The organism is Amycolatopsis sp. CA-128772 (genome assembly GCF_002904295.1).
Taxonomy (GTDB): domain Bacteria; phylum Actinomycetota; class Actinomycetes; order Mycobacteriales; family Pseudonocardiaceae; genus Amycolatopsis.
The window spans coordinates 57,214-82,635 of sequence record NZ_PPHG01000025.1 but is presented as its reverse complement, the minus strand read 5'-3'; the positions used below and the strand labels follow the sequence as shown (position 1 = coordinate 82,635).

At 73.3% G+C, this 25,422-nt stretch carries 15 protein-coding genes and 1 pseudogene; 15 read left to right on the top strand and 1 reads right to left on the bottom strand.

The genetic code is table 11. The features are described from left to right. Window positions 1-38 precede the first annotated feature (38 nt). The 6 genes and pseudogenes from C2L59_RS10625 (at window position 39) to C2L59_RS10600 (ending at window position 4,878) form a co-directional block, all read left to right on the top strand. The gene (locus tag C2L59_RS10625) at window positions 39-983 is read left to right on the top strand and encodes a 3-oxoacyl-[acyl-carrier-protein] synthase III C-terminal domain-containing protein (protein ID WP_233223399.1); all 945 of its coding nucleotides are present in this window, start codon (window positions 39-41) and stop codon (window positions 981-983) included. A gap of 10 nt (window positions 984-993) precedes the next feature. Continuing rightward, a complete protein-coding gene (locus C2L59_RS10620; protein ID WP_103349360.1) occupies window positions 994-2,289 on the top strand; it encodes a type III PLP-dependent enzyme in 1,296 nt (431 codons plus the stop codon). Window positions 2,290-2,292: 3 nt separating this feature from the next. Next, window positions 2,293-3,099 (top strand): hypothetical protein, encoded by an 807-nt coding sequence (locus C2L59_RS10615; RefSeq protein ID WP_103349359.1) that lies wholly within the window; start codon window positions 2,293-2,295, stop codon window positions 3,097-3,099. A 52-nt stretch (window positions 3,100-3,151) separates the two neighbouring features. Then, window positions 3,152-3,796 (top strand): response regulator transcription factor, encoded by a 645-nt coding sequence (locus C2L59_RS10610; RefSeq protein ID WP_103349358.1) that lies wholly within the window; start codon window positions 3,152-3,154, stop codon window positions 3,794-3,796. A 22-nt stretch (window positions 3,797-3,818) separates the two neighbouring features. Next, window positions 3,819-4,079 (top strand): annotated as a pseudogene (locus tag C2L59_RS10605) (transposase); the annotation flags it as partial. A 91-nt stretch (window positions 4,080-4,170) separates the two neighbouring features. Continuing rightward, window positions 4,171-4,878 carry an MBL fold metallo-hydrolase gene (locus C2L59_RS10600; protein WP_103349357.1) on the top strand — a complete coding sequence of 236 codons (708 nt, stop codon included), beginning with the start codon at window positions 4,171-4,173 and terminating at the stop codon, window positions 4,876-4,878. Window position 4,879: 1 nt separating this feature from the next. Here C2L59_RS10600 and C2L59_RS10595 read toward each other — a convergent pair whose 3' ends face one another. Beyond that, window positions 4,880-6,160 (bottom strand): sensor histidine kinase, encoded by a 1,281-nt coding sequence (locus tag C2L59_RS10595; RefSeq protein WP_233223398.1) that lies wholly within the window; start codon window positions 6,158-6,160, stop codon window positions 4,880-4,882. Between the two features lie 153 nt (window positions 6,161-6,313). Here C2L59_RS10595 and C2L59_RS10590 point away from each other — a divergent pair, with 153 nt between their 5' ends. From C2L59_RS10590 to C2L59_RS10550, 9 genes are all read left to right on the top strand, one after another. Next, window positions 6,314-7,108: an ABC transporter ATP-binding protein gene (locus tag C2L59_RS10590; RefSeq protein WP_103349355.1), complete on the top strand. Its 795-nt coding sequence runs from the start codon at window positions 6,314-6,316 to the stop codon at window positions 7,106-7,108. Next, on the top strand, window positions 7,108-9,678 hold the full coding sequence (locus C2L59_RS10585; RefSeq protein WP_103349354.1) for an FtsX-like permease family protein: 2,571 nt from the start codon (window positions 7,108-7,110) through the stop codon (window positions 9,676-9,678). The genes C2L59_RS10590 and C2L59_RS10585 overlap by 1 nt, the downstream gene beginning before the upstream one ends. Window positions 9,679-9,784: 106 nt before the next feature. Beyond that, entirely contained in the window at window positions 9,785-11,461 is a 1,677-nt protein-coding gene (locus C2L59_RS10580) for an NAD(P)/FAD-dependent oxidoreductase (protein ID WP_103349353.1), read from the top strand. A 75-nt stretch (window positions 11,462-11,536) separates the two neighbouring features. Next, window positions 11,537-11,827, top strand: coding sequence for an acyl carrier protein (locus C2L59_RS10575; protein ID WP_233223397.1), 291 nt, complete (start codon window positions 11,537-11,539; stop codon window positions 11,825-11,827). A gap of 3 nt (window positions 11,828-11,830) precedes the next feature. Next, entirely contained in the window at window positions 11,831-12,442 is a 612-nt protein-coding gene (locus C2L59_RS10570) for a hypothetical protein (RefSeq protein ID WP_103349352.1), read from the top strand. Then, complete coding sequence (locus C2L59_RS10565) at window positions 12,439-13,656, top strand: acyl-CoA dehydrogenase family protein (RefSeq protein ID WP_103349351.1); 1,218 nt, start codon at window positions 12,439-12,441, stop codon at window positions 13,654-13,656. The genes C2L59_RS10570 and C2L59_RS10565 overlap by 4 nt, the downstream gene beginning before the upstream one ends. After that, window positions 13,647-14,612, top strand: a complete 966-nt coding sequence (locus C2L59_RS10560) for a pyridoxal-phosphate dependent enzyme (RefSeq protein WP_103349350.1) — start codon at window positions 13,647-13,649, stop codon at window positions 14,610-14,612. The genes C2L59_RS10565 and C2L59_RS10560 overlap by 10 nt, the downstream gene beginning before the upstream one ends. Then, a complete protein-coding gene (locus C2L59_RS10555) occupies window positions 14,612-24,604 on the top strand; it encodes a non-ribosomal peptide synthetase (RefSeq protein ID WP_103349349.1) in 9,993 nt (3,330 codons plus the stop codon). Before C2L59_RS10560 ends, C2L59_RS10555 begins: the two co-directional genes overlap by 1 nt. After that, entirely contained in the window at window positions 24,601-25,413 is an 813-nt protein-coding gene (locus tag C2L59_RS10550; protein ID WP_233223396.1) for an ABC transporter permease, read from the top strand. Before C2L59_RS10555 ends, C2L59_RS10550 begins: the two co-directional genes overlap by 4 nt. Window positions 25,414-25,422 lie beyond the last annotated feature (9 nt).

Below are 25,422 nucleotides of genomic sequence, written 5' to 3'. Positions count from 1 at the left end.
GCAATCCTTGCCGGGCAAGCACGTTCGGAGAACCGGCGATGGAGGTTGACGGCGCGATGACTTCGCTGGTGGCGGTGTCCGCTTACGTGCCCACGACCGTCTCGATCGAATCGCTGCAGGACGAGCTGGGGCTGTCGGCCACGCAGCTGCGGCGGTTCCGGCGGATGTACGGCCTCTCTGACGTCTGCCGGTCGGACGAGCCCGAAGCGGACATGCTGCTCGGTGCGGTCAGTAAGCTGGATTTCCTGGCCGGGCAGGAAGAACGCGTCCGGTACGTCGTCCGCGCCAAGACCATGCCGGCCGCCAGCCCGTACCCCGTCAACCCGATGCTCGGGGTGCGGGCGGCGCTCGGGCTGGAGCACGCGGCCATGTTCACCGTCACCGACCACGCCTGCGCCTCCGGGCTGCTCGCGGTCGACCTGTGCGGCACGCTGCTGGCCGCCGACGGCGATCCCGACGCGCTCGCCCTGATCCTCACCGGGGAGAAGGCTTTCACCCACTCCGCGCAGGTCATCCCCGACGTCGCGATCATGGGCGAGGCGACGGCCGCGGTGCTCGTCGGACCGGGCGACGGGCAGGACACCATGCTCGGCTACGCCACCACCACGCTCGGCGGCCCGGGCGGCGAAGTCATCCTCGACGACGACCAGGCCGCGGAGTTCCGGCGCATCTACCCCGGCGCCGTCGCGCAGGTCGCGCTCGAGGCCGTCGCGGCGGCCGGGCTGACCGTCGACGACATCGCCATGGTGTTGCCGCACAACGTCAACAAGATCTCGTGGGTGCGTGCGAGCGGGGCGCTGGGCATCCCGCGCAGCCGGATCTTCCTGGACAACGTGGGGACGACCGGGCACAGCTTCTGCGCCGACCCGTTCCTCAACTACCACACCGCGAACGGCCTGGGCCTGCTGGCGCCCGGGGCCTGCTACTTGATGATCTCGGTCGGCCTCGGGTCGACCTTTTCCGCCATGGTCTTCCGGAAATGAGGAGCGCTTCATGAGTGTCGAGTTCGAGATCCAGGGTATCGGCATCACCGAACTCGCGGAGCGTTACGGCACACCGCTGTTCGTCTACGACGGCGACGAGCTGGGCGGCCGGCTGACCGCGCTGCGCGAACGGCTGCACCCCCGGCTGGAGATCTTCTACTCCCTCAAGTCCAACCCGAACATCTCGGTCTGCGGCCTGCTGCACGCCCACGGCGCGCGGGCCGAGGTCTCGTCGATGGCCGAGCTGATCACCGCCCGGCGGGCCGGTGTCGCCGGCAACGACATCATCTTCCTCGGCCCCGGCAAGAGTGCGGCGGAACTGGCCGCCTGCCTCGACGAAGGCGTTTACACCGTCGTCTGCGAATCGTTCGGGGAACTCCGGCTCCTCGACGACCTCGCGCGCGAGCGGGGGATCGAAGCCCGGGTCGCGCTGCGCGTGAACCCGAGTTTCGCGGTCAAGGGTTCGGGTCTCACCATGGGCGGCAAGCCGCGCCAGTTCGGCATCGACGAAGAGCAGCTGCTCGCGTCGGCCGGGCTCGCGCAGCGGCACCCGAACCTGCGGCTGATGGGCGTGCAGGTCTACATGGGAACGCGGATCCTGGACGAGGAACCGATCGTCGAGAACACGCGGCGCATCTTCGACCTCGCCGAGCGCGTTTCGCGGCAGATCGGGTTCCCGCTGGAAATGGTCGACGTCGGCGGCGGCCTCGGCGTCGCGTACTTCGACGGCGAACGGGACCTCGACCGGGATGTGCTGGCCTCGATGCTGAACCCGGTGATCGACGAGTTCGCGCAGCGGCACCCGGCGACGCGGCTGGTCATGGAGCTCGGCCGGTACCTGGCCGCCACGTCCGGAACCTACGTCGTGCGCGTCCGGTACACCAAGACCTCGATGGGGCAGAACTTCGCCGTCGCCGACGGCGGGACCAACCACCACATGGCGGCGGTCGGCATCGGCTCCTACGTCAAGCGCGACTTCCCGGTCCGGCTGCTCAACCGGATCGACGAGCCCGCCACCGAAACCTGGCAGGTGACCGGCCCGCTGTGCACGCCCAACGACGTGCTCGCCAAGAAGGCCGCCCTGCCGCCGGTGCGCAGCGGCGACCTGATCGGCGTCACCCGGTCCGGTGCCTACGGGCCGACGGCGTCCCCGGTGCTGTTCCTCAGCCACGGCTACCCGGCCGAGGTGCTGGTCTACGGCGGGCGCGCGCACCTGGTCAGCGAACGCGACCAGCCGGCGGACCTGCTGCGCCGCCAGCACCTGCACGAGTTCGCCCCGCTGGCCGCCGCCGGCGTGGAGCGTTAGGCGATGTACCGGGCCGCCGCCACGACCCTGTCCGCCGCGCCACCGGCGGGGCTGCAGCCGTTCCCGCTGCCCCTGGCCCTGGTGGTCCGGCGCGAGTTCGGGCCCGGGGACCGGGAAATCGACGTCCCCGAGCTGCACCACTACTTCGCCGACCTCAGCCGCGGGCACGAGATCGGTTTCCGGCCCAGCCGGGTGACGCACGCGCGGGGCAACACCTTCCTCGAGATGGCGCGGGAGGTGCTCGCCGGGCACCTGTCCGGCGAGCGGATCGACCTCGCGCTCGTCGCGCACGCGGCGCCCGAGTTCGACCCACGGCTGTCGGCGCCGGTGAACCTCACCGCCGTGCTCCCGGGCGGGCCGCTCGTGTTCGCCGTGTCCGGGCAGGGCGCCCTGGCGCCGTTCAGCGCGCTGCGGATCGCCGGTTCCTACGTGCAGCGGCACGGGTTCCGGCGGGTGCTGATCCTGATCATGGACCAGGGCGTCACGCCGTACGACGTCCCGGACCGGATCGGCGACGCCGCCACCGCCCTGCTCTTCGAGCCCGGCGGCGACCGCGAGGTCCGGTCCGCTGCCGTGCCGGGGGTGGCGCCCGCCGCCGTGGCCGGGTTCCGGCCGCCGGGCACCGCCGTCGCCGGGCCCGGGCTCGCGCGGACCGGGGCTTGGCCGGGCGCGGGCGTCGCGCCGGCGGAGTACCCGTGCACGGGCCTGTGGGCGCCGCTCGCGGAGGGCACCGCCGGCCCGCTCGTGCTGGCCGACTACGACCCGCACCACCGCGCGCTGGGTGTCTGCGTGGTGGCCGAGCCCACCTGAGCGGCCCCTATGATGGTGGTCGTCAACGGGTTCGACAGCGGGGGACGGACAAGTGCGCGTGGTCATCGGCGAGGACCAGTTCCTGCTCCGGGACGGCCTGGTGCGGCTGCTGGAGGCGCACGAATTCGAGGTCTGCGCGGCGGTGGACAACGGGCCGGACCTGCTGGAGGCCATGCTGCGCGAGCGGCCGGACATCGCGATCGTGGACATCCGGCTGCCGCCGTCGTTCACCGACGAGGGCCTGCGCGCGGCGATCGAAGCGCGCCGCCGGATGCAGGGCTTCCCGGTGCTGGTCCTTTCGCAGTACGTGGAACGCCTGTACGCCGACGAGCTCCTCGCGGACGGCGAGGGTTCGGTCGGCTACCTGCTGAAGGACCGCGTGTTCCACGGCGACCAGTTCGTCGACGCGGTCCGCCAGGTCGCGGTCGGCGGCACGGTGATGGACCCGGACGTGGTGACCCGCCTCCTGACGCACAACACCCGCGACGACCGCCTGGAGCGCCTGACGGCCCGGGAGCGCGAGGTGCTGAAGCTGATGGCCGAGGGGCGGTCCAACAGCAACATCGCGGGCGTGCTGGTGGTGTCGGAGAAGGCCGTTTCCAAGCACATCAACAACATCCTGGCGAAGCTGAACCTGCCGCAGTCCGAGGACGCCAACCGGCGGGTGCTTGCGGTGCTGGCCTACCTGAAGCACTGAGCTCCCGGGGTCTTGTTCGTGGTCCCTGCGGCTCGTTGATGCCGGTGACGACGCGTTGGCCGAGCTGGAGGCGCTGGTCGGGTTCGACGACGACCTGGCCGGCGAAGCGACCCGGATCAGCAAACCGCATCCGGGCCTTGCTCACCGGCATCCACCCCGCTCTCGAGCACGCGATCGGCCCGCGGATCTCGCATCCAGCGGTGCTGGAAATCGCGGTGGCCCTGCCGGCATCGCCAGAGCGGGCCGCCGCAAGCTCGCCGCCGCGAGCGGCCGTCCGCCACCGGTAAACCATTCCCGCGCCGCCCGGGCAAGCCGTGGACACGCGCCGGCCGGTGGTGATTGCACGGGGCGGCAGTGCCTGACACGGTGTACCGATGCTGAACGAGGTGGCCGACGGTGTTTGGGTGCGGCAGAGCGAATGGGTCTGGAGCAACAGCATCGTGGTCCGCGGGGAGGCCGGGCTGGTCCTGGTCGATCCCGGCATCACCGGTGCCGAGCTGGACCGGCTCGCCGACGACGTCGACCGGCTCGGGATCCCGGTGGTCGCCGGGTTCTCGACCCACCCGCACTTCGACCACCTGCTCTGGCACCCCCGCTTCGGCGACGTCCCGCGCTACGCCACGGCCCCCTGCGCGGCGGTGGCCACCGAAGCCCGGGAGCGTGCGCAGGCGATGGCGGTGGAAACCGCGCCGGACGTCCCGGTCGACCTGGTCGCGCTCGTCACCCCGCTGCCCGCGGACGGCGGACCGCTGCCGGGCGAGCTCATCGAGCACGACGCCCACGCCGTCGGCCACGCGGCCGTTCTCCTCGCGGACCGGGGCGTCCTGATCGTCGGCGACATGCTTTCCGACGTCCTGATCCCGCTCCCGGACCCGCGCCGCGACGGGCAGGAGGTCGCCTATCCGGCGGCGCTGGACCGGCTGGAGGAGGCGGCCCGGCAGGCGGACGTCCTCATCCCCGGCCACGGGTCCGTCGCGAAGGGACCCGAAGTGGCGGCCCGTTTCGCCACCGACCGGGCCTACCTCGAGGTGGTGCGGCGGGGCGGGGAACCGGACGACGAGCGGTGGGGGAAGCGCCGGTAGCTCAGCGCTCGAGGGCGCAGGGGATCTCGATCGTCACCATCGTCGGGCCGCCGAGCGGGCTGAGGATGGTGACGAACCCGTCGAGCGGGGCCAGCCGCTTTTCGATGCCCCGCAACCCGGTCCCGTTCTCCGTGTTCGCGCCGCCGCAACCGGTGTCGCTGATGTTGATCACCAGCCGGCCGAACTCGTGGTGGACGTGGATTTCGCCGGTCTGCGCGCCCGAGTGCTTCACCGCGTTGTTCAGCACCTCGGACACCGAAAAGTACGCCGCCGTCTCGACCGCCAGGGACGGCCGGCCCGGCAGGTCGATCGTCGTCGCGATCTGCAGCGGGTTTTCCAGGGCCAGGGTGCGGATCGCGTCGGCGATACCGCGGTCGACCAGGACCGGCGGCTGGATGCCGCGGACCAGATCACGCAGCTGCTGCAACGCCTTCGCCGAGCTGTTCTTGGCTTCGTCCATCAAGGACCGTGCGGCTTCGGGGTGGGAATCCAGCACGCGCATCGCGGCGTCGAGCGTCATGCCCATGGCGACGAGGTGGGTCTGCGCGCCGTCGTGCAGGTCGCGCTCGATGCGGCGCAGCTCGGTCGCCTGCGAACCCACCGCGTCGTCGCGGCTTTCCGACAGGTGCTGCACGCGGTTCGTCAACCGGGTCACCTCGGTCGGCGACAGCAACGTGGCCGCCAGCCGCGCGTGCAGCCGGAGCAGGTGGGGGGCGCTCCACAGCGCGAGCGGGAAGTGCGCCAGGCCGAGGATGGCCGCGAACCAGGCCGTCGGCTGGTCGTCCACCGGGATCACGACGTACCAGCTGCCCAGCCAGTCGGCCGCGTCGGACCCGATCAGGAACGGCATCGCGAGCCCGCGCAGCCCGTGCAGGATCAGCAGCAGCGGCGTCAGGGTGAGCAGGATGCCGAGGGAGCTGTCGACCAGCAGCCACAGCACGTCCCGCCAGTTCGCGCGGTCGCCGAGCAGGTGGTGGCAGCGGCGCAGCGGCGAGCTGCCGCCCGCCGGCTCCGGCAGGTACGGCGGCGGGATCCGCACACCCGACCACGCCGCGGCCGACACGCGCACGCCGTTGGTCAGGTGCCGCATCAGCAGCACGGCCGGGGGCAGCACGAAGAGGCCGATGCCCACGCCGAGCAGCGAGCCGGCGGTGACCACGACGACGAACATCACCAGTTCGGTCACCGCCACCACGGCGAGCGCGCCGCCGCGCACTGTCGCCAGGCCGCCGTCGCGCAGCAGCGACCGCGTCATGGCGGCGACCGGGCTTCCGCTAGTCATGGCGCCCATTATGCGCAGCCGGAGACGTTCTCCGCGGTAGTGCTAACCCCCGCATAAGTCCGCTCCCTAGCACCCTCGGAAATCGGCCCGGGCCTTCGTAACGTGGTCGCGGTACCAGATCGAAGAAAAGCAAAGCCACGTCAGGAGCCGCAGATGCACCAGCAAGGCGACACGGGGGAAGTCGTGCGGCTGCTGTCCGTACGCAAGGCCTACGGCAAGGACCGGGCCCAGGTCCTCGCCCTCGACAACGTGACGGCCGGCTTCACCCGCGGCACGTTCACCGCCGTGATGGGGCCGTCGGGGTCGGGCAAGAGCACGCTGCTGCACTGCGCGGCCGGCCTCGACAAGCCGACCTCCGGCACGGTCACCCTGGGTGGCACGGACCTCAGTGTGATGCGCGAGGTCGAGCTGACCAAGCTGCGCCGCGACCGGATCGGGTTCGTGTTCCAGGCGTTCAACCTGCTGCCCGCGCTCGACGTCGAGCAGAATGTGACGCTGCCGTTGCGGCTCGCGGGCCGGCGGGCCGACCCGGCCTTCGTGGGCCGGGTCATCGAGCAGGTCGGGCTGGGCAAGCGGCGCCACCACCGGCCCGCGGAACTCTCCGGCGGTCAGCAGCAGCGGGTGGCCATCGCGCGGGCACTCGTCACGCACCCCGAAGTCATCTTCGCCGACGAGCCGACCGGCGCGCTGGACACCCGGTCGGCGCAGGAAGTCCTTTCCCTGCTGCGGGAATCGAAGAACGCGTCCCGGCAGACCATCGTGATGGTCACCCACGACCCGGTCGCCGCCTCCTACGCCGACCGCGTGCTGTTCCTCGCCGACGGCCGCGTCGTCGACGAGCTGCGGCAGCCGAACCCCGAAGAGGTGGCCCGCCGGATGACCGGCCTGGTCGCCCGCACCGAACAACGGTCCCCGGAGGGACCCTGGCTGAGTGAGCTGACGCGCTGATGCTGGCCCTCGTCCTGCGCACCCTGCGCTACCGCACCGGTGGCTTCATCGCCACCCTCGTCTCGGTGTTCGTCGGCACCGCCGTCATGCTCGCCTGCGGCGGCCTGATGGAAACCGGTATCCGGACGGTGATCCCGCCGCAGCGGCTGGCCGCCGCGCCGATCGTCGTGGCGGGCAACCAGTCCTACGACCTGCCCACGGTGGGCCACGGCGAGGACGCCTACCACGAAACCGCGACGCTGTCCGAACGCGTCCGGCTCGACGATGGCCTGGCGAACACGATCAGCGGCGTGCCCGGCGTCGCCCACGTGGTCCCGGACGTCTCCTTCCACGCCGACGTGCTCGCCGACACGGGCGGCTCGTCCGTGCCCGGCACGCAGGCCGGCCACAGCTGGGTGTCCGCGGAGCTGGCGCCCTACCGGCTGACCGACGGCGTGGCCCCGATCCGCGAAGGCGAGGTGGTGCTCGACTCCGCCACCGCCGGCCGGATCGGCGCGCACGCCGGCGGCAAGGTCGACATCGCCGTCCGCGGCGGCGTCCACTCCTACCTGGTCACCGGGATCGCCGACGCCGGGCGCCGGATGGCGGGCGACGCGGTGTTCTTCTCACCCGCCGAGGCCGGCGGGCTGCGGTCCGCGGCCGGGCAGGTCGACGCCTTCGGGGTGCAGCTCGCGCCCGGGGCCGACGTCAACGCGGTGAGCGCCCAGGTCGCGGCCGCGGTCCGGGACCAGCACGCGGTGACGCTGACCGGCGACGCCCGCGGCTCCGCCGAGTTCGCCAGGGCGGCCGGCGACGGGGAGCTGCTGATCATCCTCGCGGCCGTGTTCGGCGGCCTCGCGGCGCAGGTCGCGATGTTCGTCGTCGCAAGCACGCTGACCCTTTCGGTGCAGCAGCGCCGCCGTGAGGTGGCCATGCTGCGGGCGATCGGCGCGACCCCGCGCCAGCTGAGCCGGATGATCACCGGCGAGTCGATGATCATCGGCGCGCTGGGCACGGCGCTGGCGATCGTCCCGGGCATGCTGCTCGGCGACTGGCTCTTCGGCCGGCTGACCGGGTTCGGCGTGATCCAGCCGGTGCTGAAGTTCGAGCAGGGCCTCTACCCGGTCGTCGCCGCCGCGGTCGTCGGCCTGGGCTCGGCGTGGGGCGCGGCGTTCGTCGCCGCCCGGTACGCGGGCCGCACCCGGCCCGTCGAGGCGATGCGGGAAACGGCGATCCCGTCGCGCTGGCTGACGCCGACGCGGCTGTGGCTGGGTGTGTCGAGCCTGATCGGCGCGGTGGCCCTGGCCTACCTGACGATCACCGTGGTCGACGGCCCGCTCGCGGCGAGCACGGCCGGCCCGGCCGTGACGCTGGTGGCGACCGCGGTCGCGTTGTTCGCCCCCGGGCTCACCCGGCTGCTGGTCGGCGTGCTGCGCCGGCCGATCCACGCGCTCGGCGGCCTGCCCGGCTACCTGGCCTCGCTGAACGCGCGGGCCCGCTGGATGCCGATGGCCGGCGCGGTCACGCCGATCATGCTCGCCACCGGGCTGGCGATCTTCATGCTGTACTTCCAGACCACGGAGGTGGCGGCGGCGGAGAAGCAGTACTCCGACTCGCTGCTCGCCGACGCCGTGGTGACGTCGGCGACCGGGGACCTGCCTTCGGACCTGGTCGCCAAGGTGCAGCAGGCGCCCGGCGTCGGCGGCGCCACGGCGTTCGTGACCAGCAAGGGGTACAACGAAAAGCCGTCGGATTCGACGCAGGACGAGGACGGCGTGGACCTCACCGGGGTCACCGCGGACGGCATCGCGCAGGCGTGGGGGAGCATCGTCGCCGCCGGGAAGCTCGACGACCTGCACGGGAACACGATCGCGCTGCCTGCGGACCTCGCGCAGCGGCTCGGCGTCGGGGTCGGCGCCAAGATCGTGATGCGGCTGGGCGACGGGTCCCGGGTCACCCTGGACGTCGTCGCGACGCTGCGGACCACGGCGTCCTCCGCGTCCGCGCTGGTGCCGGCCGAGACGCTGGCGCCGCACACGGCGGCGGGCGCGGCCGACCGGATCCTCGTCATGGCGAAACCCGGCACCGGGGAAGCGGACCTGCTCACGGCGTTGCGCGGCCAGGTCGGGGACGTCGACGGCGTGCAGGTGGCCGGCCGCGAGGCGCTGACGAAGGCGTTCGTGGCGGAGGCCCAGGGCAACGCCTGGGTCAACTACCTGATCGTCGGGCTCCTGCTCGTCTACGCCGCGATCTCCATGGTGAACACGCTGGTGATGGCGACGGCGGACCGGCGGCGGGAGTTCGGGCTGCAGCGGCTCATCGGGGCGACCCGGGGGCAGGTGATGCGGATGATGGCCGTGGAGGCCGGGATCGTGGCCGCCATCGGGGTGTTCCTCGGCACCCTGGTCGCCGCGTCGATGCTGGTGCCGTTCAGCGCGGCGGTCTCGGACAGCCCCTTCCCGTCCGGTCCTTTGTGGATATATCTTGTGATACTCGGGCTGGCCGTCGTGCTGACGGTGGTGGCCACCTGTGCGCCGACGTGGTTCACGTTGCGCACCAGGCCGTCGCCTTCGACGCTCGCCCCTGAATAGGTGACCTCGGGCGGGCCGGGTACCCCAGTGAGGCGCTGACGGACTCTCCCCCAGATTGTCAGCGCGCGGTCAGCCCGAGGTCACCGCTCCGGCATAGCGTCGGGGCGTGGACACAGAAGAGACGGCCGCCGGTCGCTGGGACGCCATCGTGGTGGGATCCGGGATCGGCGGCCTCGTGTGCGCCGGATACCTGGTCGCCAGCGGGATGCGGGTGCTCGTGCTCGAACAGCACGACGTCGCGGGCGGCAACAGCCACGTGTTCCGGCGGCGGCGGGCCTACCAGTTCGACGTCGGGGTGCACTACCTCGGCGACTGCGGACCGGACGGCCTGCTGCCGCGGGTGCTCACCGGGCTCGGCCTCGGCGACCGCGTGCGCTTCCACCCGATGGACCCCGACGGGTTCGACCGGATCGTGCTGCCGAGCGTCACGGTGGACGTGCCGGCCGGGTGGGACCGCTACGCCGACCGGCTGCGGGCCGCGCTGCCCGCGGAGGCCGAGGGCATCACCCGGTACATCGGCATCTGCTCGGCGATCGCGCAGGCGTGCCGCCAGTCCGCCTTCGCGGCGGGCCCGGGTGCGAAAGTGCCGGCCGTGATGCTGCGCTGGAGCCGCCGGACGCTGGCGCAGCTGTTCGACCACTGCGGCCTGTCGGCCCGGGCGCGGACGGTGCTGGCCGCCCAGTCCGGCAACTACGGTTCGGCCCCGGCGAGCACGCTCGTCATCGCGCACACGATGATGCTCGACGACTACCTCCGCGGCGCCTACTACCCGGAGGGCGGCGGGCAGGTGATCGCCGCGTCGTTCGTCGAGCTGCTGGAGTCGCACGGCGGCACGCTGCTCACCCGCACCCGGGTCGACCGGATCCTGATCGACCGCGGCCGCGTCTCCGGTGTCCGGCTGACCGACGGCTCGGTCCACCGCGCGCCGGTCGTGGTGTCCAATGCGGACTACTGCCGCACGGTCCTGGAACTGTGCGAAGGCCGGGAAAACCTGCCCGACTCCGTGGTGAGCCGCGCCGAGACAGCGACGATGCGCCTGCCGCTGGCCGTCTGCTACGTCGCGCTCGACAAGGAACTCCCGCTGCCCGGCGCGAACATCTGGTACTGGCCGAACGAGGACGTCGACGCGGCCTACGCGCACGTGGAGGCGGGCCGGCTCGACGAACTGCCGTTCGCCTTCCTGTCCTTCGCCTCGCTCAAGGACCCGGTGCCGGGCGCGGCGTGCCCGCCGGGGCACACGAACTTCCAGATCATGACCGCCTGCCCGCCCGGGTACGCACCCTGGGGACTCACGGACGGCCCCGCGCACGGCGCCCGGTACCGGCGGGAGCCGGCCTACGTCGGCGCCAAGGACCGGCTGACCGAGCAGATGCTGGACCTGGCCGAGGCGGCGATCGGGCCGTTCCGCGCGAACCTGGTGCACGTCGAGACGTCGACGCCGCTGACCCAGGAGCGCTACACGCTTTCGACCGGCGGATCGGCGTACGGCCTGCAGACGTGGGGCCGCGTCGGGCAACGACCCGATATCGGTTCGGGGGTCGACGGTCTCTACCTGACCGGCCAGAGCATCTTGCACGGGGGCGGCATCGTCGGCTGCGCCACCGGGGGTGCCCTGTGCGCGTCGACGATCCTCGGCAAGCCGGTGCTCGCGGAGGGGCCGCTGGGGAATCCCGAGCTGCTCCCGGAACGCGAACCGGGCTGGGACCCGCTGCGGACGTCCCGGGGTCTGCGGCGGCGCGAGGCGCGCGGCCTCGCCCTGCTGGACCGGGTCGTCGCCGGCTGACCGACGGACCACCGGAAAAGAACTCGAGGCCCGGATCCGGGCCCGTGGGTAATGGCTGCTGTCTTGATGAAGGGAATGGTGAGCACTGTGACGGAAACCGTGGCGAACTCGACGGAGGTCCTGGACGACCGCGTCGTCGCGGGGATCTGCGCCGCACTCGAATCCGTGCTGGAGGCGGAGGTGACCGACCTCGGCCCGGAGACCCGGCTGGCGGACGCCGGCCTGGACTCCACCGGCGTGCTGGAACTGCTGATGCAGCTGGAAGAGGCGCTGGGCATCGAATTCGACGCGGAGAACCTGGAAATGAGCCACTTCGAGTCGGTGGGTTCGCTGGCCCGGTTCGTTTCGGCAGAAATGGCCGCCTGAGCGATGACCACGATCTCGCCGCCGATCACGGCGACCTGGCTGCGGTGCCACGACATCGCGCGGGCGGAAGGGATGGCCCCGGCACTGGCGGCGCTGCACGCGGCGCGGCCGGCGGGCGGGTCCGCGTTCGGTGCCGGCGGTGCCGCGGTCCTGCCGGCCGGGCCGGTGGACGGCGACGTGCTCGTGGTCCGGACGGCGCAGCTGCCCGGCGGCGCCGTGGTCCTCGCCCGTACCTCCCGGCCCGCGGGCCCCACCGACCCGATCCTGGCGACCGGGTCGGTGTGGCTGCGGCTGGGCCTGTCCGGCGCCCTGCTCGACACGGCCCTCGGCTACCTCGGCGGCCGGCAGAGCGGGGACACGACGCTGCTGCGCCGTCAGCTGGTCCAGGGTGCCGTCGCCGAGGCGCTGACCGGCCAGCTCCAGGTGCGGGCGACCTTGACCGCGCAGGATGCGGCCCCGGCCGCACTGTCCTATCTGCACAACCGGCTCACGGAGACGGACCGGACGCTGTTGCGCCTGCTGGGCGCGGCCGGATTCGCCCGCGGCGGCGCCGGCGAGGTCGCCGACGTCTCCGAGCTGCTCGCCGGGGCCTACACCCCGGAGGTCGCGGCGTGACGGCGACGCTGCTCGACGACCGGCTGCGGACGCTGCGGGACGCGGCCCGCGAGTGGGGCGCGGAGTTCCGCATCGCGGGCGCCGGCCTGGACCTCGAACCCGACGGCGCCGGCGCGCACCTGGACCTGGCCGGGGTCCGCTGCCTGGCCACCATGCTCGTCCCGGCAGAGTACGGCGGCGCGGGCCTGCACCTCGGTGCCCACCGCTTCCACGGCATGACCGCGATCGAGCGGGTGGTGGTGCTCGAAGAGCTCGCCCGCGGCGACGCCGGCCTGATGCTCGCCAGCCCCGGCGCCTCGATGTCCGGCGTGCTCGTCGACGTGCTGGCCGACCGGGAGCAGAAGGAGTGGTTCTACGGCCGGCTCCTCGAACGTCCCACGTGGACGTTCTTCGCGCTCACCGAACCCGGCCGGGGATCCGACGCCTCCGCGCTGGAGACGGCGCTTTCCCCGGCGGACGGCGGCGGCCACCGGCTCGACGGCCGCAAGAAGTACGTCGGCAACGCCGCGCGAGCCGCGCTGGGCGTCGTGTTCGCCCGGACCGGGACCGGCCCGCTGGGCGTCACCGCGGTCCTGGTCGACACGAACGACCCGGGGTACCACGCCGAGCCGATCGAAACCCTGGGGCTGCGCGCCGCCCGGATCTGCGAGGTGACGCTGGACGGCGTGGCGGTGCCCGCCGAGCGCGTGCTCGGCCGGGACCGTTCGCCCGCGCGGCGCGGGATGTGGGCGTGCGTGCAGACCTTCAACCGGCTGCGGCCCGGCGTCGCCGCGATCGCGGTCGGCATCGCCGCGGCCGCGCACGACTACGTGCTCGCCGGCCGGCTCCGGCTCGACCGCGCCGAGCGCGACCGGCTCGCCGCGCTGGGCCACCGCATCGAAAGCGTGCGCCACCTCGTGCACCTGTCCGCCGTCGAGGTCGACGCCGACGGCTCGCGCGGCCACCTCGCCTCGGCGGCCAAGGCCGAAGCCTGCCGTCTGGCCGAAGAGGCCACCCTCGCCGCCTGCGGCTTCTTCGGGCCGCGCGCCCGCTGGGAGCACGCGGTGCTCGACAAGCTCGTCCGGGACGCGCGCGGGGTCGAGTTCATGGAAGGCGCCGGAAACATCCAGAAGCTCATCCTCTTCCAGGGCCTGATCGCGGGAAAGGTCGGGCGCGGCGACCCCTTCGCCGCGCACACCGGGGAATCGTCGTCCGGAGGTACGTCGTGCAGGTGATCACGAGGCCGGAGGAGTTCGACGTCACGGACCTGTACGTCGACCTCCGCCACGTCGTGGGCCGGCCGGTCCTGATGAAGTGCGAAGGCTTCAACTTCGCGCGGTCGAGCAAACTCAAGCCGGCACTGGAAATGGTGACGCTGGCCGAGCGCGCGGGTGTGCTGCGGCCGGGCTCGACCATCGTGGAGATGTCGTCGGGCAACCTCGGCGTGGCGCTGAGCCTGGTCGCGGCCAGCCGCGGGTACCGGTTCGTCTGCGTGACCGACCCGCGCAGCACGCTGCTCACCCGCCAGCTGATGCAGAACCTCGGCACCGAGGTGCTGGTCGCCGCCGACCCGGCCGCGGGCCTGCGGCTCGTGCGCCGGCTGTGCGCGGAGAACGACGGCTACACCTGGCTGGACCAGTACGCCAACGCGGGCAACTGGATGGCCCACTTCCGCTCCACCGGCCCGGACATCCTGCGCACGGTGCCGGACCTCGACGTGCTCTTCGTCGGCGTCGGTTCGGCCGGCACCCTCACCGGGTGCGCCCGCTACCTGCGCCAGGTCCGGCCGCAGGTGCGGATCGTGGCCGTCGAGTGCGTCGGCCCCGGGCCGCGGGCCGCCCGGCGCAGCACCGCGGTCCGCACCAGCGTGCGGTTCCCGGTCATCGACATGTCCCTGGTGGACGACCTGGTGCGGGTCGACGAGGCGGCCGCGATCCGCGCGTGCCGGCGGCTCGCGCAGCGCGGCTTCCTGCTCGGAGGCGGCTCCGGCATGGTGCTGGCCGGCGCGCTGGGCTGGCTGGAGGAGAACGACGCGGCCACCGCGGTGGTGATCTCGCCCGACCTCGGTGACCGCTACCTGGACACGATCTACCAGGACCAGTGGGTGAAGGACAACTACGGCCCCGAAGCGCTGTTCGACGGTGCCGAACACGAATCCCCGTACGCCAAAACACTCTTCGAGGTGCCCTGATGACCGCGGTCGACGCGTTCCTGCCCCTGTCCACCGCACAGACCGACGTCTGGTACGACGAACAGCTCTCCGGTGGCGGCCTCGCCTACGCGATGGCCGACTACCTGGACATCACCGGCCCGCTGGACGTCGACGTGTTCCGGGCGGCGCTGCGGGCGCTGGCCGACGAAGCCGAGTGCTTCCGCGCCCGGTTCGTCGAGGTCGAGGGCGAACCGCGGCAGCTCATCGAGCCGCTGACCGAGCTCCCGATCCGCTACCCCGACGTGACCGCGGCCGCGGACCCGGAGGCCGCCGCGCTCGAGTGGATGCACGAAGACATGCGCCACCCCTTCTCCCTCGAAGACTTCCCGCTGTTCCGCGGCGCCCTGATCAAGGTCGGCGCGCAGCGGCACTTCTGGTACCTCACCACCCACCACCTGATCGGCGACGGCTTCAGCGCGGCGATCTGCCACCGCCGTCTCGGCGAGCTCTACAACGCGCTGCTGAAGGGGGAGGACCCGGGGCGCAGCGCGCTGCCGCCGTTCCGGCTGCTGCTGGACGCCGACCTCGCCTACCAGGATTCCCCGCACCGGCTGCGCGACAAGGCGTTCTGGAGCCGGCACTTCGGCACCACCCCCGACCTGGTCAGCCTGTCCGGCAAGGAACCGGCGCCGGCCCGCGGCTTCCTGCGCCGCACGATGACCCTGCCCGCGGAGACGGCGAAGGCCGTGCGCGAGGCGGCCGCGGGCGCGAAGGTGACCCTGCCGACGTTCTTCATCGCCGCGATGGCGGCCTACACGCAACGGCTGTCCGGCATCAAGGACCTGCTGCTGACCGTCCCGGTCGCGGCGCGCGCGGGCGTCCGCTCGCGGGCGACCCCGGGCATGGTCGCGAACTACCTGCCGCTGCGGATGGTCGTCGAGCCGCAGACGACGGTGGCCGAACTGCTGACCCAGGCGTCGGGCGAGCTCGCCGCGACCCTCAAGCACCAGCGCTACCACGTGAACCAGATCCGCCGGGACATCGGTGTGCGCAGCGACGAGCGCCGCCCGTTCGGCGGCCCGTTCGTCAACGTGCTGCCGCCGGAGCCCGGCCTGCGGCTCGGCGACTGCCACACGCGCGTGATGAACCTGTCCACCGGGATCACCAACGACCTTTCGCTGACCGTCCTCGACGTCACCGAAGACATCATCGAAATCCACCTGAACGGCAACCCGGACCTCTACGACGCCGAGGGCGTCACGGCCCACCTGGAGCGGCTCGCCGGCTTCGTCGGCCGCCTCGCCGAAGCCGACGCCGCGGCGGTGCTGGGCTCGGTCGACGTCGTGTCGGCGGACGAGCTCGGCGAGCTGCTGGCCTCCGGCGTCGGTGCCGCCGGGGAGGTGGGGGCCGATGTGGTGTCGCGGGTGCGCGACATCGCGCTGGCCTCGCCGGAAACGCCCGCGGTGGCCGACGGCGGCGCCTGGGTTTCCTACGCGTCGCTGGTGGGCCGGGCGAGCGCGCTGTCGCGCCGGCTCCCGTCCCGCGGCGTGGTCGGGGTGCTGGCCGACCCGGGCGCCGGGTTCGTCGCGGCCGTGCTGGGGGTGCTGTGGTCGGGCGCCGCCTTCGTGCCGCTGGACGCCGGGATGCCGGTGGCCCGCCTGGCCGGGCTGCTCGCCGATTCCGGCGCGAACGCCGTGGTGGTGGGCGCCGGGTTCGAGGAGGTGGCGGCCGAGGTCGTCGCGGCGGCCGGCGGCGGTGCCGAGGTCGTCGTGCTGGACGACGCCGAAGACCGGGAATGGGCGCCGGTTCCCCGCGGCGACGCCGGTCTGGACCTGGGCTACGTCATCTTCACGTCGGGTTCGACGGGCCGTCCCAAGGGGGCCATGGTGCACCGGCGGGGGATGGTGAACCACCTGCTCGCCAAGGTGGCGGACCTCGGCCTGCGGTCGTCGGACGTGGTGGTGCAGAACGCCCCGGTGACGTTCGACGTCTCGGTGTGGCAGATGCTGGCGCCCCTGCTCGTCGGCGGCCGGGTCCGGGTGGTTTCCCGGGCGGTCGCGGCCGACCCGGACGCGTTGTTCGGCTTGATCGGGGCCGAGGGTGTTTCGGTGCTGGAAGTCGTGCCGTCGCTGCTGCGGGCTGCGCTGGACTCCTGGGACCTGGCCGGGCGGTCCGTCGATGTCTCGGGACTGCGGTGGCTGGTCGTGACGGGGGAGGCGCTGCCGCCGGACCTGTGCGCGCGGTGGTCGGCACGGTTCCCCGAGGTGCCGCTGGTGAACGCCTACGGCCCGACGGAGTGCTCGGACGACGTGACGCACGCGGTGATCCGGGGCGCCGTCGACGTGGTGCCGATCGGCCACGCGGTGCGGAATTCCCGGCTGTACGTGCTGGGGGACGAGCTGCGCCCGGTGCCCGCCGGTTCGGTCGGCGAGCTGTTCGTCGGCGGCCTGGTCGTCGGCCGGGGTTACGTCGGTGATCCCGCGCGGACGGCGTCGGTGTTCGTGGCGGATCCGTTCGGCGGCCGCGGCGCGCGGATGTACCGCACCGGCGACCGCGTCCGGATGCGCGAAGACGGCCAGCTGGAGTTCGTCGAGCGGCGCGACTTCCAGGTCAAGATCCGCGGCCACCGCATCGAGCTCGGCGAGATCGAGAGCGTCCTGCGGTCCGTGCCCGGCGTCCTGGACGCCGTCGTGCGCGTGCTCACCGACGCCGACGGCGGCAAGCGCCTCGCCGGCTACCTCATCGGGGTCGACGGCGAAGGCCCGATCGACGCCGGTGCCGTGCGCAGCACCGCCCAGCAGCTGCTGCCGGACTACATGGTGCCCTCGGCGCTGGTCGTGCTCGACGAACTGCCGCTGACCGAACACGGCAAGGTCGACCGCGAAGCACTGCCCGCCCCGGACTTCCGGGCCGAGGTCGTCGGCCGCCGTCCCCGCAACACCGTCGAGACCGTCGTCTGCGACATCCTCGCCGAAGTCCTTTCCGTGCCGCGCGTGTACATCGACGACAACTTCTTCGCCCTCGGCGGCGACAGCATCAGCGCCATCCAGGTGGCGGGCCGGGCGCGCACGGCGGGCATCGAGCTCACCCCGCGCGACATCCTCGAGCGCCGGACGCCGGCCGCGATCGCCGAGCAGGTCTCGGTCCGCGAGCCGGGTGCGGAGGTCGTCGCCGTCGCCGACGGGCCGCTGGTCGAGCTGACCGCCGAGGAGCTGCGGGAGCTGGCCCCGGAGGGCGGCCGGATCGAGGACGCCTGGCCGCTTTCCGCGCTGCAGCAGGGTCTGCTGTTCCACTCGGAGTTCGACCCGGAGGGTGTGGACGTCTACACCGTGCAGGCGACCGCGGACCTCGCCGGCCCGCTCGACGTCGACGCGCTGCGCGACGCGTGCGCCGCGCTCTTGCGCCGGTACGCCACCCTGCGCGCCTATTTCCGCCACCGCCGCGGCGGCGACGCCGTGCAGCTGATCGCCGCCGACGTCGCCCTGCCGTGGACCGAGCTCGACCTCTCGACGCTGCCTGAGGCCGAACGCGAGGAACGGCTGGGCCGGCTCGCGGCCGAGGACCGGGAGCGCCGGTTCGACCTCGCGCACCCGCCGCTGGTCCGGTTCACCCTGATCAAGGTCACCGCGGGCCGCCACCGGTTCCTCTGGACCGCCCACCACATCGCCACCGACGGCTGGTCGGTGCCGATCCTGATCCGCGAGCTCGCCACCCTCTACACCGCGGGCCCGGCGGCGGCGCTGCCGGACGTGGCGCCGTTCCGGAACTACCTCGCCTGGCTCGGCCGCCAGGACGAGCAGGAAGCCCGGCGTGCCTGGCGCGAGGTCCTCGACGGGCTCACCGAGCCGACGAAGGTCGCGCCGGAGCTCGACGGCCACCTGACGGCGGTGCCGGCGTCGGCCGAGCTGGTGCTGACCCGCGACGAGACCGCCGAGCTGGTGGCGTGGGCCCGCGGGCACGAGCTGACGCTGAACACCGTCGTGCAGGCCTGCTGGGCGATCATGGTCGGCCGGCTCACCGGCCGCCGCGACGTCGTGTTCGGCTCGGTCACCTCCGGGCGCCCGGCGGAGCTGCCCGGCGTGGAGACGATGGTCGGGATGTTCATCAACACCGTGCCGGTCCGGGCCGACCTCGACCCGGCGGGCACGCTCGACGAGCTCCTGGTCTCCCTGCGCGACCAGCAGGCCACGATGTCGGCCTACCAGCACGTCGGCCTGGCCGAGGTGCAGAACGACGTCCCCGGCCTCGCCGGCACCGGCGAGCTGTTCGACACCGCCATCGTGTTCGAGAACGTGCCCGCCGACGACCAGGGCACCGAGGTGCTCCTCGGTGACGACGTGCGCGTGCTCGACGCGGTCACCGAGGACTCCCGCCACTACCCGCTCAGCCTGGTCGTGAACCCGGGCCGCGAGCTCGCCTTCCGCTTCGACCACGCCCCCGAGGCGTTCGACGCCGGCCGGATCGGCCTGGTCACCCGGATGTTCCGGCACCTGCTCGACACCGCGCTCGCCGATCCTTCGGTGACGCTGGGCGCGATCGACGTGGTGCCGGAGGGCGAACTGGAGCGCGGTGCCGGTGCCACCGGGCCGGTCGGCGCCGACGTGGTGTCGCGGGTCTGCGACATCGCGCTGGCCTCGCCGGACGCGCCGGCGGTGGCCGACGGCGGCGCGGGGGTTTCCTACGCGTCGCTGGCCGGCCGGGCGAGTGCCCTGTCCCGCCGGCTGGGCGGCGGCGTGGTCGGGATCCTGGCCGACCCCGGAGTCGGATTCGTGACGGCCGTGCTGGGCGTGTTGTGGTCCGGGTCGGCCTACGTGCCGCTCGACCCGACGCTGCCGGTGGCCCGGCTGGCCGGGCTGCTGGTGGATTCCGGCGCCACGTCCGTCGTGGTGGGCGCGGGCTTCGAGGACCTGGCGGCCGAAATCGCCGGCGGCGGCACCGGGATCGTGGTCCTGGACGACGCCGAAGACCGGGAGTGGGCGCCGGTTTCCCGCGGCGACGCCGGTCTGGACCTGGGGTACGTGATCTTCACGTCGGGTTCGACGGGCCGGCCGAAGGGGGCGATGGTGCACCGCCGCGGGATGGTGAACCACCTCCTGGCGAAGGTCGAAGACCTCGGCCTGGCGGCGTCGGACGTGGTGGTGCAGAACGCTCCGGTGACCTTCGACGTTTCGGTGTGGCAGATGCTGGCGCCGCTGCTGGTCGGCGGCCGGGTCCGGGTGGTGTCGCGGGTCGTGGCGGCGGACCCGGACGCGTTGTTCGGGTTGATCCGGGCCGAGGGTGTTTCGGTGCTGGAGGTCGTGCCGTCGCTGTTGCGGGCGGCGCTGGATTCCTGGGACCTGGCCGGGCCGCCGGACGTCTCGGGGTTGCGGTGGCTCGTGGTGACGGGGGAGGCGCTGCCGCCGGACCTGTGCGCGCGGTGGTTCGCCCGGTTCCCGGACGTGCCCCTGGTGAACGCCTACGGGCCGACCGAGTGCTCGGACGACGTGACGCACGCGGTGATCCGGTCCGGCACCGAGGCGGTGCCGATCGGCCACGCGGTGCGGAATTCCCGGCTGTACGTGCTCGGTGACGAGCTGCGCCCGGTGCCGCGAGGTGCGGTCGGCGAGCTGTTCGTCGGCGGCCTGGTGGTCGGCCGGGGGTACGTCGGCGATCCCGCCAAGACCGCGGCGGTGTTCGTCGCGGATCCCTTCGGCGAGCCGGGGACGCGGATGTACCGCACCGGCGACCGCGTCCGGATGCGCGCGGACGGCCAGCTGGAGTTCGTCGAGCGGCGCGACTTCCAGGTCAAGATCCGCGGCCACCGCATCGAACTCGGCGAAATCGAAGCCTGCCTCGCCGCGCACCCCGCGGTCGGCGAAGCGGTCGTCACCGTGCACGGCACCGGCAACGAGCGGCGCCTCGTCGGCTACGTCTCCGGTGCCGTCACCGCCGCGGAACTGCGCGAGCACGCGACCGCGCAGCTGCCGGCGTACATGGTCCCGGGCGCGTACCTCGTCCTCGACCGCTTCCCGCTGACCGCGCACGGCAAGGTCGACCGCAAGGCCCTGCCCGCCCCGGAACAGCACACCGGCAGCACGGCCCGCGGTCCGCGCACCCCGGTCGAAGCCACGTTGTGCGAGATCTGGGCCGGCGTCCTCGGCGTGCCGGAAGTCGGCATCGACGACGACTTCTTCGTCATCGGCGGGCATTCCCTGCTGGCGAACTCCGTCGTGAGCCGGGTGCGGTCCGCTTTGGACGCCGAACTGTCCATCCGGGACCTGTTCGAAGCGCGCACGGTGAGCCGCCTCGCCGGCCGGCTCGTCTCCGCGGGCCAGGCGGGCGCCGGTTTCCGGAAGCTGGCACGCCCGGACCGGATCCCGCTGTCCCACGCGCAGACCCGGATGTGGTTCCTCAACCGGCTCGAAAGCGCCGGCTACAACATCCCGCTGGCCGTGCGGCTCGGCGGCGACCTCGACCCGGCGGCCCTCGCGGCCGCGCTCGACGACGTCGTCGAGCGGCACGAAATCCTCCGCACGGTCTTCCCCGACGTCGACGGCGTCCCGTACCAGCGGGTGCTCCCGCCCGCTCCGGGCACGCTGCTCGCCGCCGGGCCGGTCGCCGGGGACGAGCTCACCGCCACCCTCGAAGCCGAGGCGGGCCGCGCGTTCGACCTCGCCACCGACCGGCCGCTACGGGCCACCCTGTACCGCACCGGGGACGAGCACGTCCTGCTGCTCGTCCTGCACCACATCGCCGGTGACGGCTGGTCCGTCGACGTCCTGGCTCGCGACCTGGCCACCGCCTACGACGCGCGGGTGCGGGGAACCGCACCCGGCTGGGCGGAGCTGCCCGCGCAGTACGCCGACTACGCGGTCTGGCAGCGCGAGCTGCTCGACGACCGGCAGGTGGCGGACCAGGAGTGGCAGTACTGGCGCGACGCGCTCGACGGCGTGCCCGAGGAGCTGCTGCTGCCCACGGACCTCCCGCGCCGGGGCGCCACCGCCTTCCGCGGCGGCTCGGTCGGCTTCGACGTGCCGCCGGCCGTCCACCAGGCCCTGACCGCGCTGGCCCGCCGGTCCGGCGCCAGCGTGTTCATGGTGGTGCAGGCGGCGGTGGCCGCGCTGCTCACCAAACACGGCGCGGGCACGGACATCCCGCTGGGCAGCCTCGTCGCGGGCCGCTCGGAGGAGGTGACGAACGACCTCGCCGGGTTCTTCGTGAACACGCTGGTGCTGCGCACCGACACCGGCCGCAACCCGACGTTCGCCGAGCTCGTCGCCCGCGTCCGGGACACCGACCTCGAGGCGTACGCGCACCAGGACCTGCCGTTCGAGCTGCTGCTCGAGATGGCCCGCCCGGCGCGGTCCCTGGCGCGCCAGCCGTTGTTCCAGGTCATGCTGTCGTACTACGAGGTCCCGGACCCGCGCTTCACGATCGGCGGCCTGCGGGTGCGGCCGGAGGTCCTGCCGGCGACGGGCGCGAAGTTCAAGTTCGACCTGACGTTCCAGCTCGGCGAGCGCCCGGGCGAGGGCGGCCTGGAAGGCAGCATCGAGTACTGCGCGGACCTGTTCACCCCGGAGACGGCGGAGCTGCTCGCCACCCGCCTCAACCGGCTGCTGGCGGCGGTGGCGGCGGACCCGGAGCTGCCGCTGAGCCGGATCGAGCTGCAGACCCCGGCCGGGCAGAGCCCGCTCGCGCCGCCGGTCACCGAGGAGCCGGCGGAGCTGCCCACGCTGCGGAACACCCGCGGCCCGGCCCTGATCGGGGCGGACGGCCGGCTCAGTCACGCCCAGCTGCGCCGCCGCGTGACGACGGAGGCCCGGAAGCTGACGGCGGCCGGGGTCGGTCCGGAGTGGACGGTGACGATCGCCGCGGAGTCACCGGCGGAACGCGTGGTCCACGTCCTCGCGGCGCTGGAAGCGGGGGCGGCGTACCGGCTGGCCGACCCGGCGGAGGAGCCCGGCGTGGTGATCGAGGTCGCCGGCCCGGGCACCGCAGCGGCGGCTTCCGGGGACGGTCGCTCGCCGAGCGGCCGGGCGGCGATCGAAGGCGGATCCCCGGCGGCTCCCGGCCACCCGGCCGCGCACCTGCCGGACGGCACGATCCTCACCCGGCGCGCCCTCGCCGAGTCGGTCGCCGCCCTGCGCGAATCCATGCCGACCGGCAGCCGCGTCATCGTGGCCGGGCGGCCCGATGCCGTCCCCGCCACGCTCGCCGCGCTGGCGGCCGGCTGCTCCGTCCACTTCACCGGGGGCGACGCCACCGCACTCGCGCAGCTGCTCGAAGGCGACCTCGCCGCCGTCCTGTTCGCCGGCGGTCACCAGGTGCGGGCCCTCGCGGCGCGGCACGAACACGCCCTCGCCGGCGTGCGGCTGATCGTCACCGGCCCGCCGCTGGCTGCCCCGCTCACCGAGCGGCTCCAGCGCGCCGGCGCCGAAGTCCACTCGCACTACCGCAGCCTCACCGGACCGGCCGAACCCGGCACCCTGCCGCAGCCGGCCCGTGCCTACGTCCTCGACGAAACGCTGCGGCCCGTCCCGCCGGGCGCCCACGGCGAGCTCTGGCTCGCCGGCCCGGCCCTCGCCCGCGGCTACGCCGGCCGGCCCGGCGATACCGCCGCGCGGTTCGTCGCGGACCCGTTCGTGCCCGGGGCGCGGATGCACCGCACCGGCGACCTGGTCCGCCGCCGGCTCGACGGCCGGCTGGAGCTGGTGGCCGGCACCGTGCGGGCCCGCGGGTTCGGCGTCCGGCCGATCGAGGTCGAGACCGCGCTGCTGCGGCACCCGGGCGTGGCGGCGGCCGAAGTCGTCGTCCGCGACGACCGGATCGTCGCCTACGTCGTGCCCCGCGGCGAAACCGGGGACCTGCGCGAGCACCTGGCGCGGGAGCTGCCGGACTTCGCGGTGCCCTCGGCCGTCGTCGCCATCGACGCCGTCCCGCTGACGGCGGCGGGCGAGCTCGACCACGCGAAGCTGCCCGCGCCCAGCACCAAGGCCGACGGGCAGACGCGCGCCGAAGAGGTCCTGCGGCTGGCCTTCGCCGAGACGCTCGGCCTGCCCGAGGTCGGCGTCGACGCGGACTTCTTCGCCCTGGGCGGCAACAGCCTGCTCTCGGTGCGGCTGGTCGCGCTGGCCCGCAACGCCGGCCTCCGGTTCACCGTGGCGGACGTCCTGACGCACGGGACCGTCGAGCACCTGGCCGCGCTGGCCGGGGCCGGCGACGACGGTGACGGCGGCGAGGTGCTCGACCCGTTCGCGCCGGTGCTGCCGATCCGGCCGGACGGCGACCGCGAACCGCTGTTCTGCATCCACGCGGGACTCGGGCTGAGCCTGCCCTACCTCGGGCTCGTCCAGCACCTCGAGCCCGGCCGCCCGATGTACGGGCTGCAGTCGCCGAACATCGGCTCCGGCGGCGAGCTGCCGGTCAGCGTCGAGGACGTCGCCGAGGAGTACGCCGCCCGGATCCGCGCGATCCAGCCGTCGGGCCCGTACCACCTGCTCGGCTGGTCCTTCGGCGGGCTGCTGGCGCACGAAATCGCCGTGCAGCTGCAGGAAGCGGGCGAGCGGGTCGGCTCGCTGTCCGTGCTGGACAGCTTCCCGGTCGACGCGGCGGGTCAGGCCCCGCCCACCCGGCACGAGCTGCTCGTCAGCTTCCTCGAGCACCTCGGCCACGACGCCGGCGAGTTCGCCGGGACCGGCCTTTCCGCGGCCGGGGTCATCGACGTCCTGCGGCACGGCGGCTCGCGGCTCGCCGGGATCGGCGAGGACCGGATGTCGCGGGTGCTCGACGTGATGGCCAACAACGGCGAGCTCGCGCTCCGGTACGAGCCCGCCCGCTTCTCGGGGCGCCTGCTGCTGTTCCTGGCGGCCGAGGGACGCACCGAGGACGATCTCGCCGGGCGGCCGGGCCAGTGGGCGCCGTACGTCGACGGCGAGATCAAGACGCACCGCATCGACTGCGGGCACGAATTCATGATGCACCCGCAAGCCCAGGCCGCCATCGGCCGCATCGTCGCCGCCGAACTGGACGGCTCTTCCGAGGAGGACGAATGAGTGTGATTGCCCCGGCGGGTTCCCGGCGGTTGTCCGACGCCGTGGTCGAGGTGCTGGCGCTCGCCGGGCGCCGCCTCACCCACCTGCGCAACGTCCCGGGCCGCCTGCTCGCGGTCACGCTGAACCCGCTCATCACCATGCTGGCGATCGGGTACGTGTTCAAGGACGCGGTGATCGTGCCGGGCAGCGGCAGCTACCCGGAGTTCCTGTTCCCGGCCGCGCTGATGCAGGTCGGCCTGGCCGGCATCGCGCCCACCGCGATCGCCGTGGCCACCGACCTCAACGGCGGCCTGACCGACCGGTTCCGCTCGCTGCCGATCGTCCGGCCCGCCGTGCTGATCGGGCACTCCCTCGGCGACTTCGTGGTCGGCCTGATCGCCCTGGCCATCACCGTGGCCTCCGGCCTGCTCGTCGGCGGCCGGGTGCACACCGGGTTCCTGCCGCTGCTGGGCGGGCTCGCCCTGCTCGTCGTGTTCCTCTACGCGATGATCTGGGTCGGCATCCTGCTCGGCCTTTCGCTGCGCAACCCCGAGGCGATCGACGGCATCGGCGCGGTGGCGACGCTCGGCCTTTCCTTCCTCTCCAACGCCTTCATGTCGACCGACCGGCTGCCGGTGTGGCTGCGGCCGGTCGCGGAGTGGAACCCGGTCAGCTCGGTGACCACCGCGGTCCGCCGGCTGTGGGGCACCCCGGTCGACGAGACCGGGTTCCCCGCCCAGCACCCGGGCGTGGTCGTGGCGATCACCCTGGTCGTCACGCTGGTACTGGCCGGGGGCCTGAGCTTCCGCAAGTACCGCACGATCGCGTAGTCAGGTGGC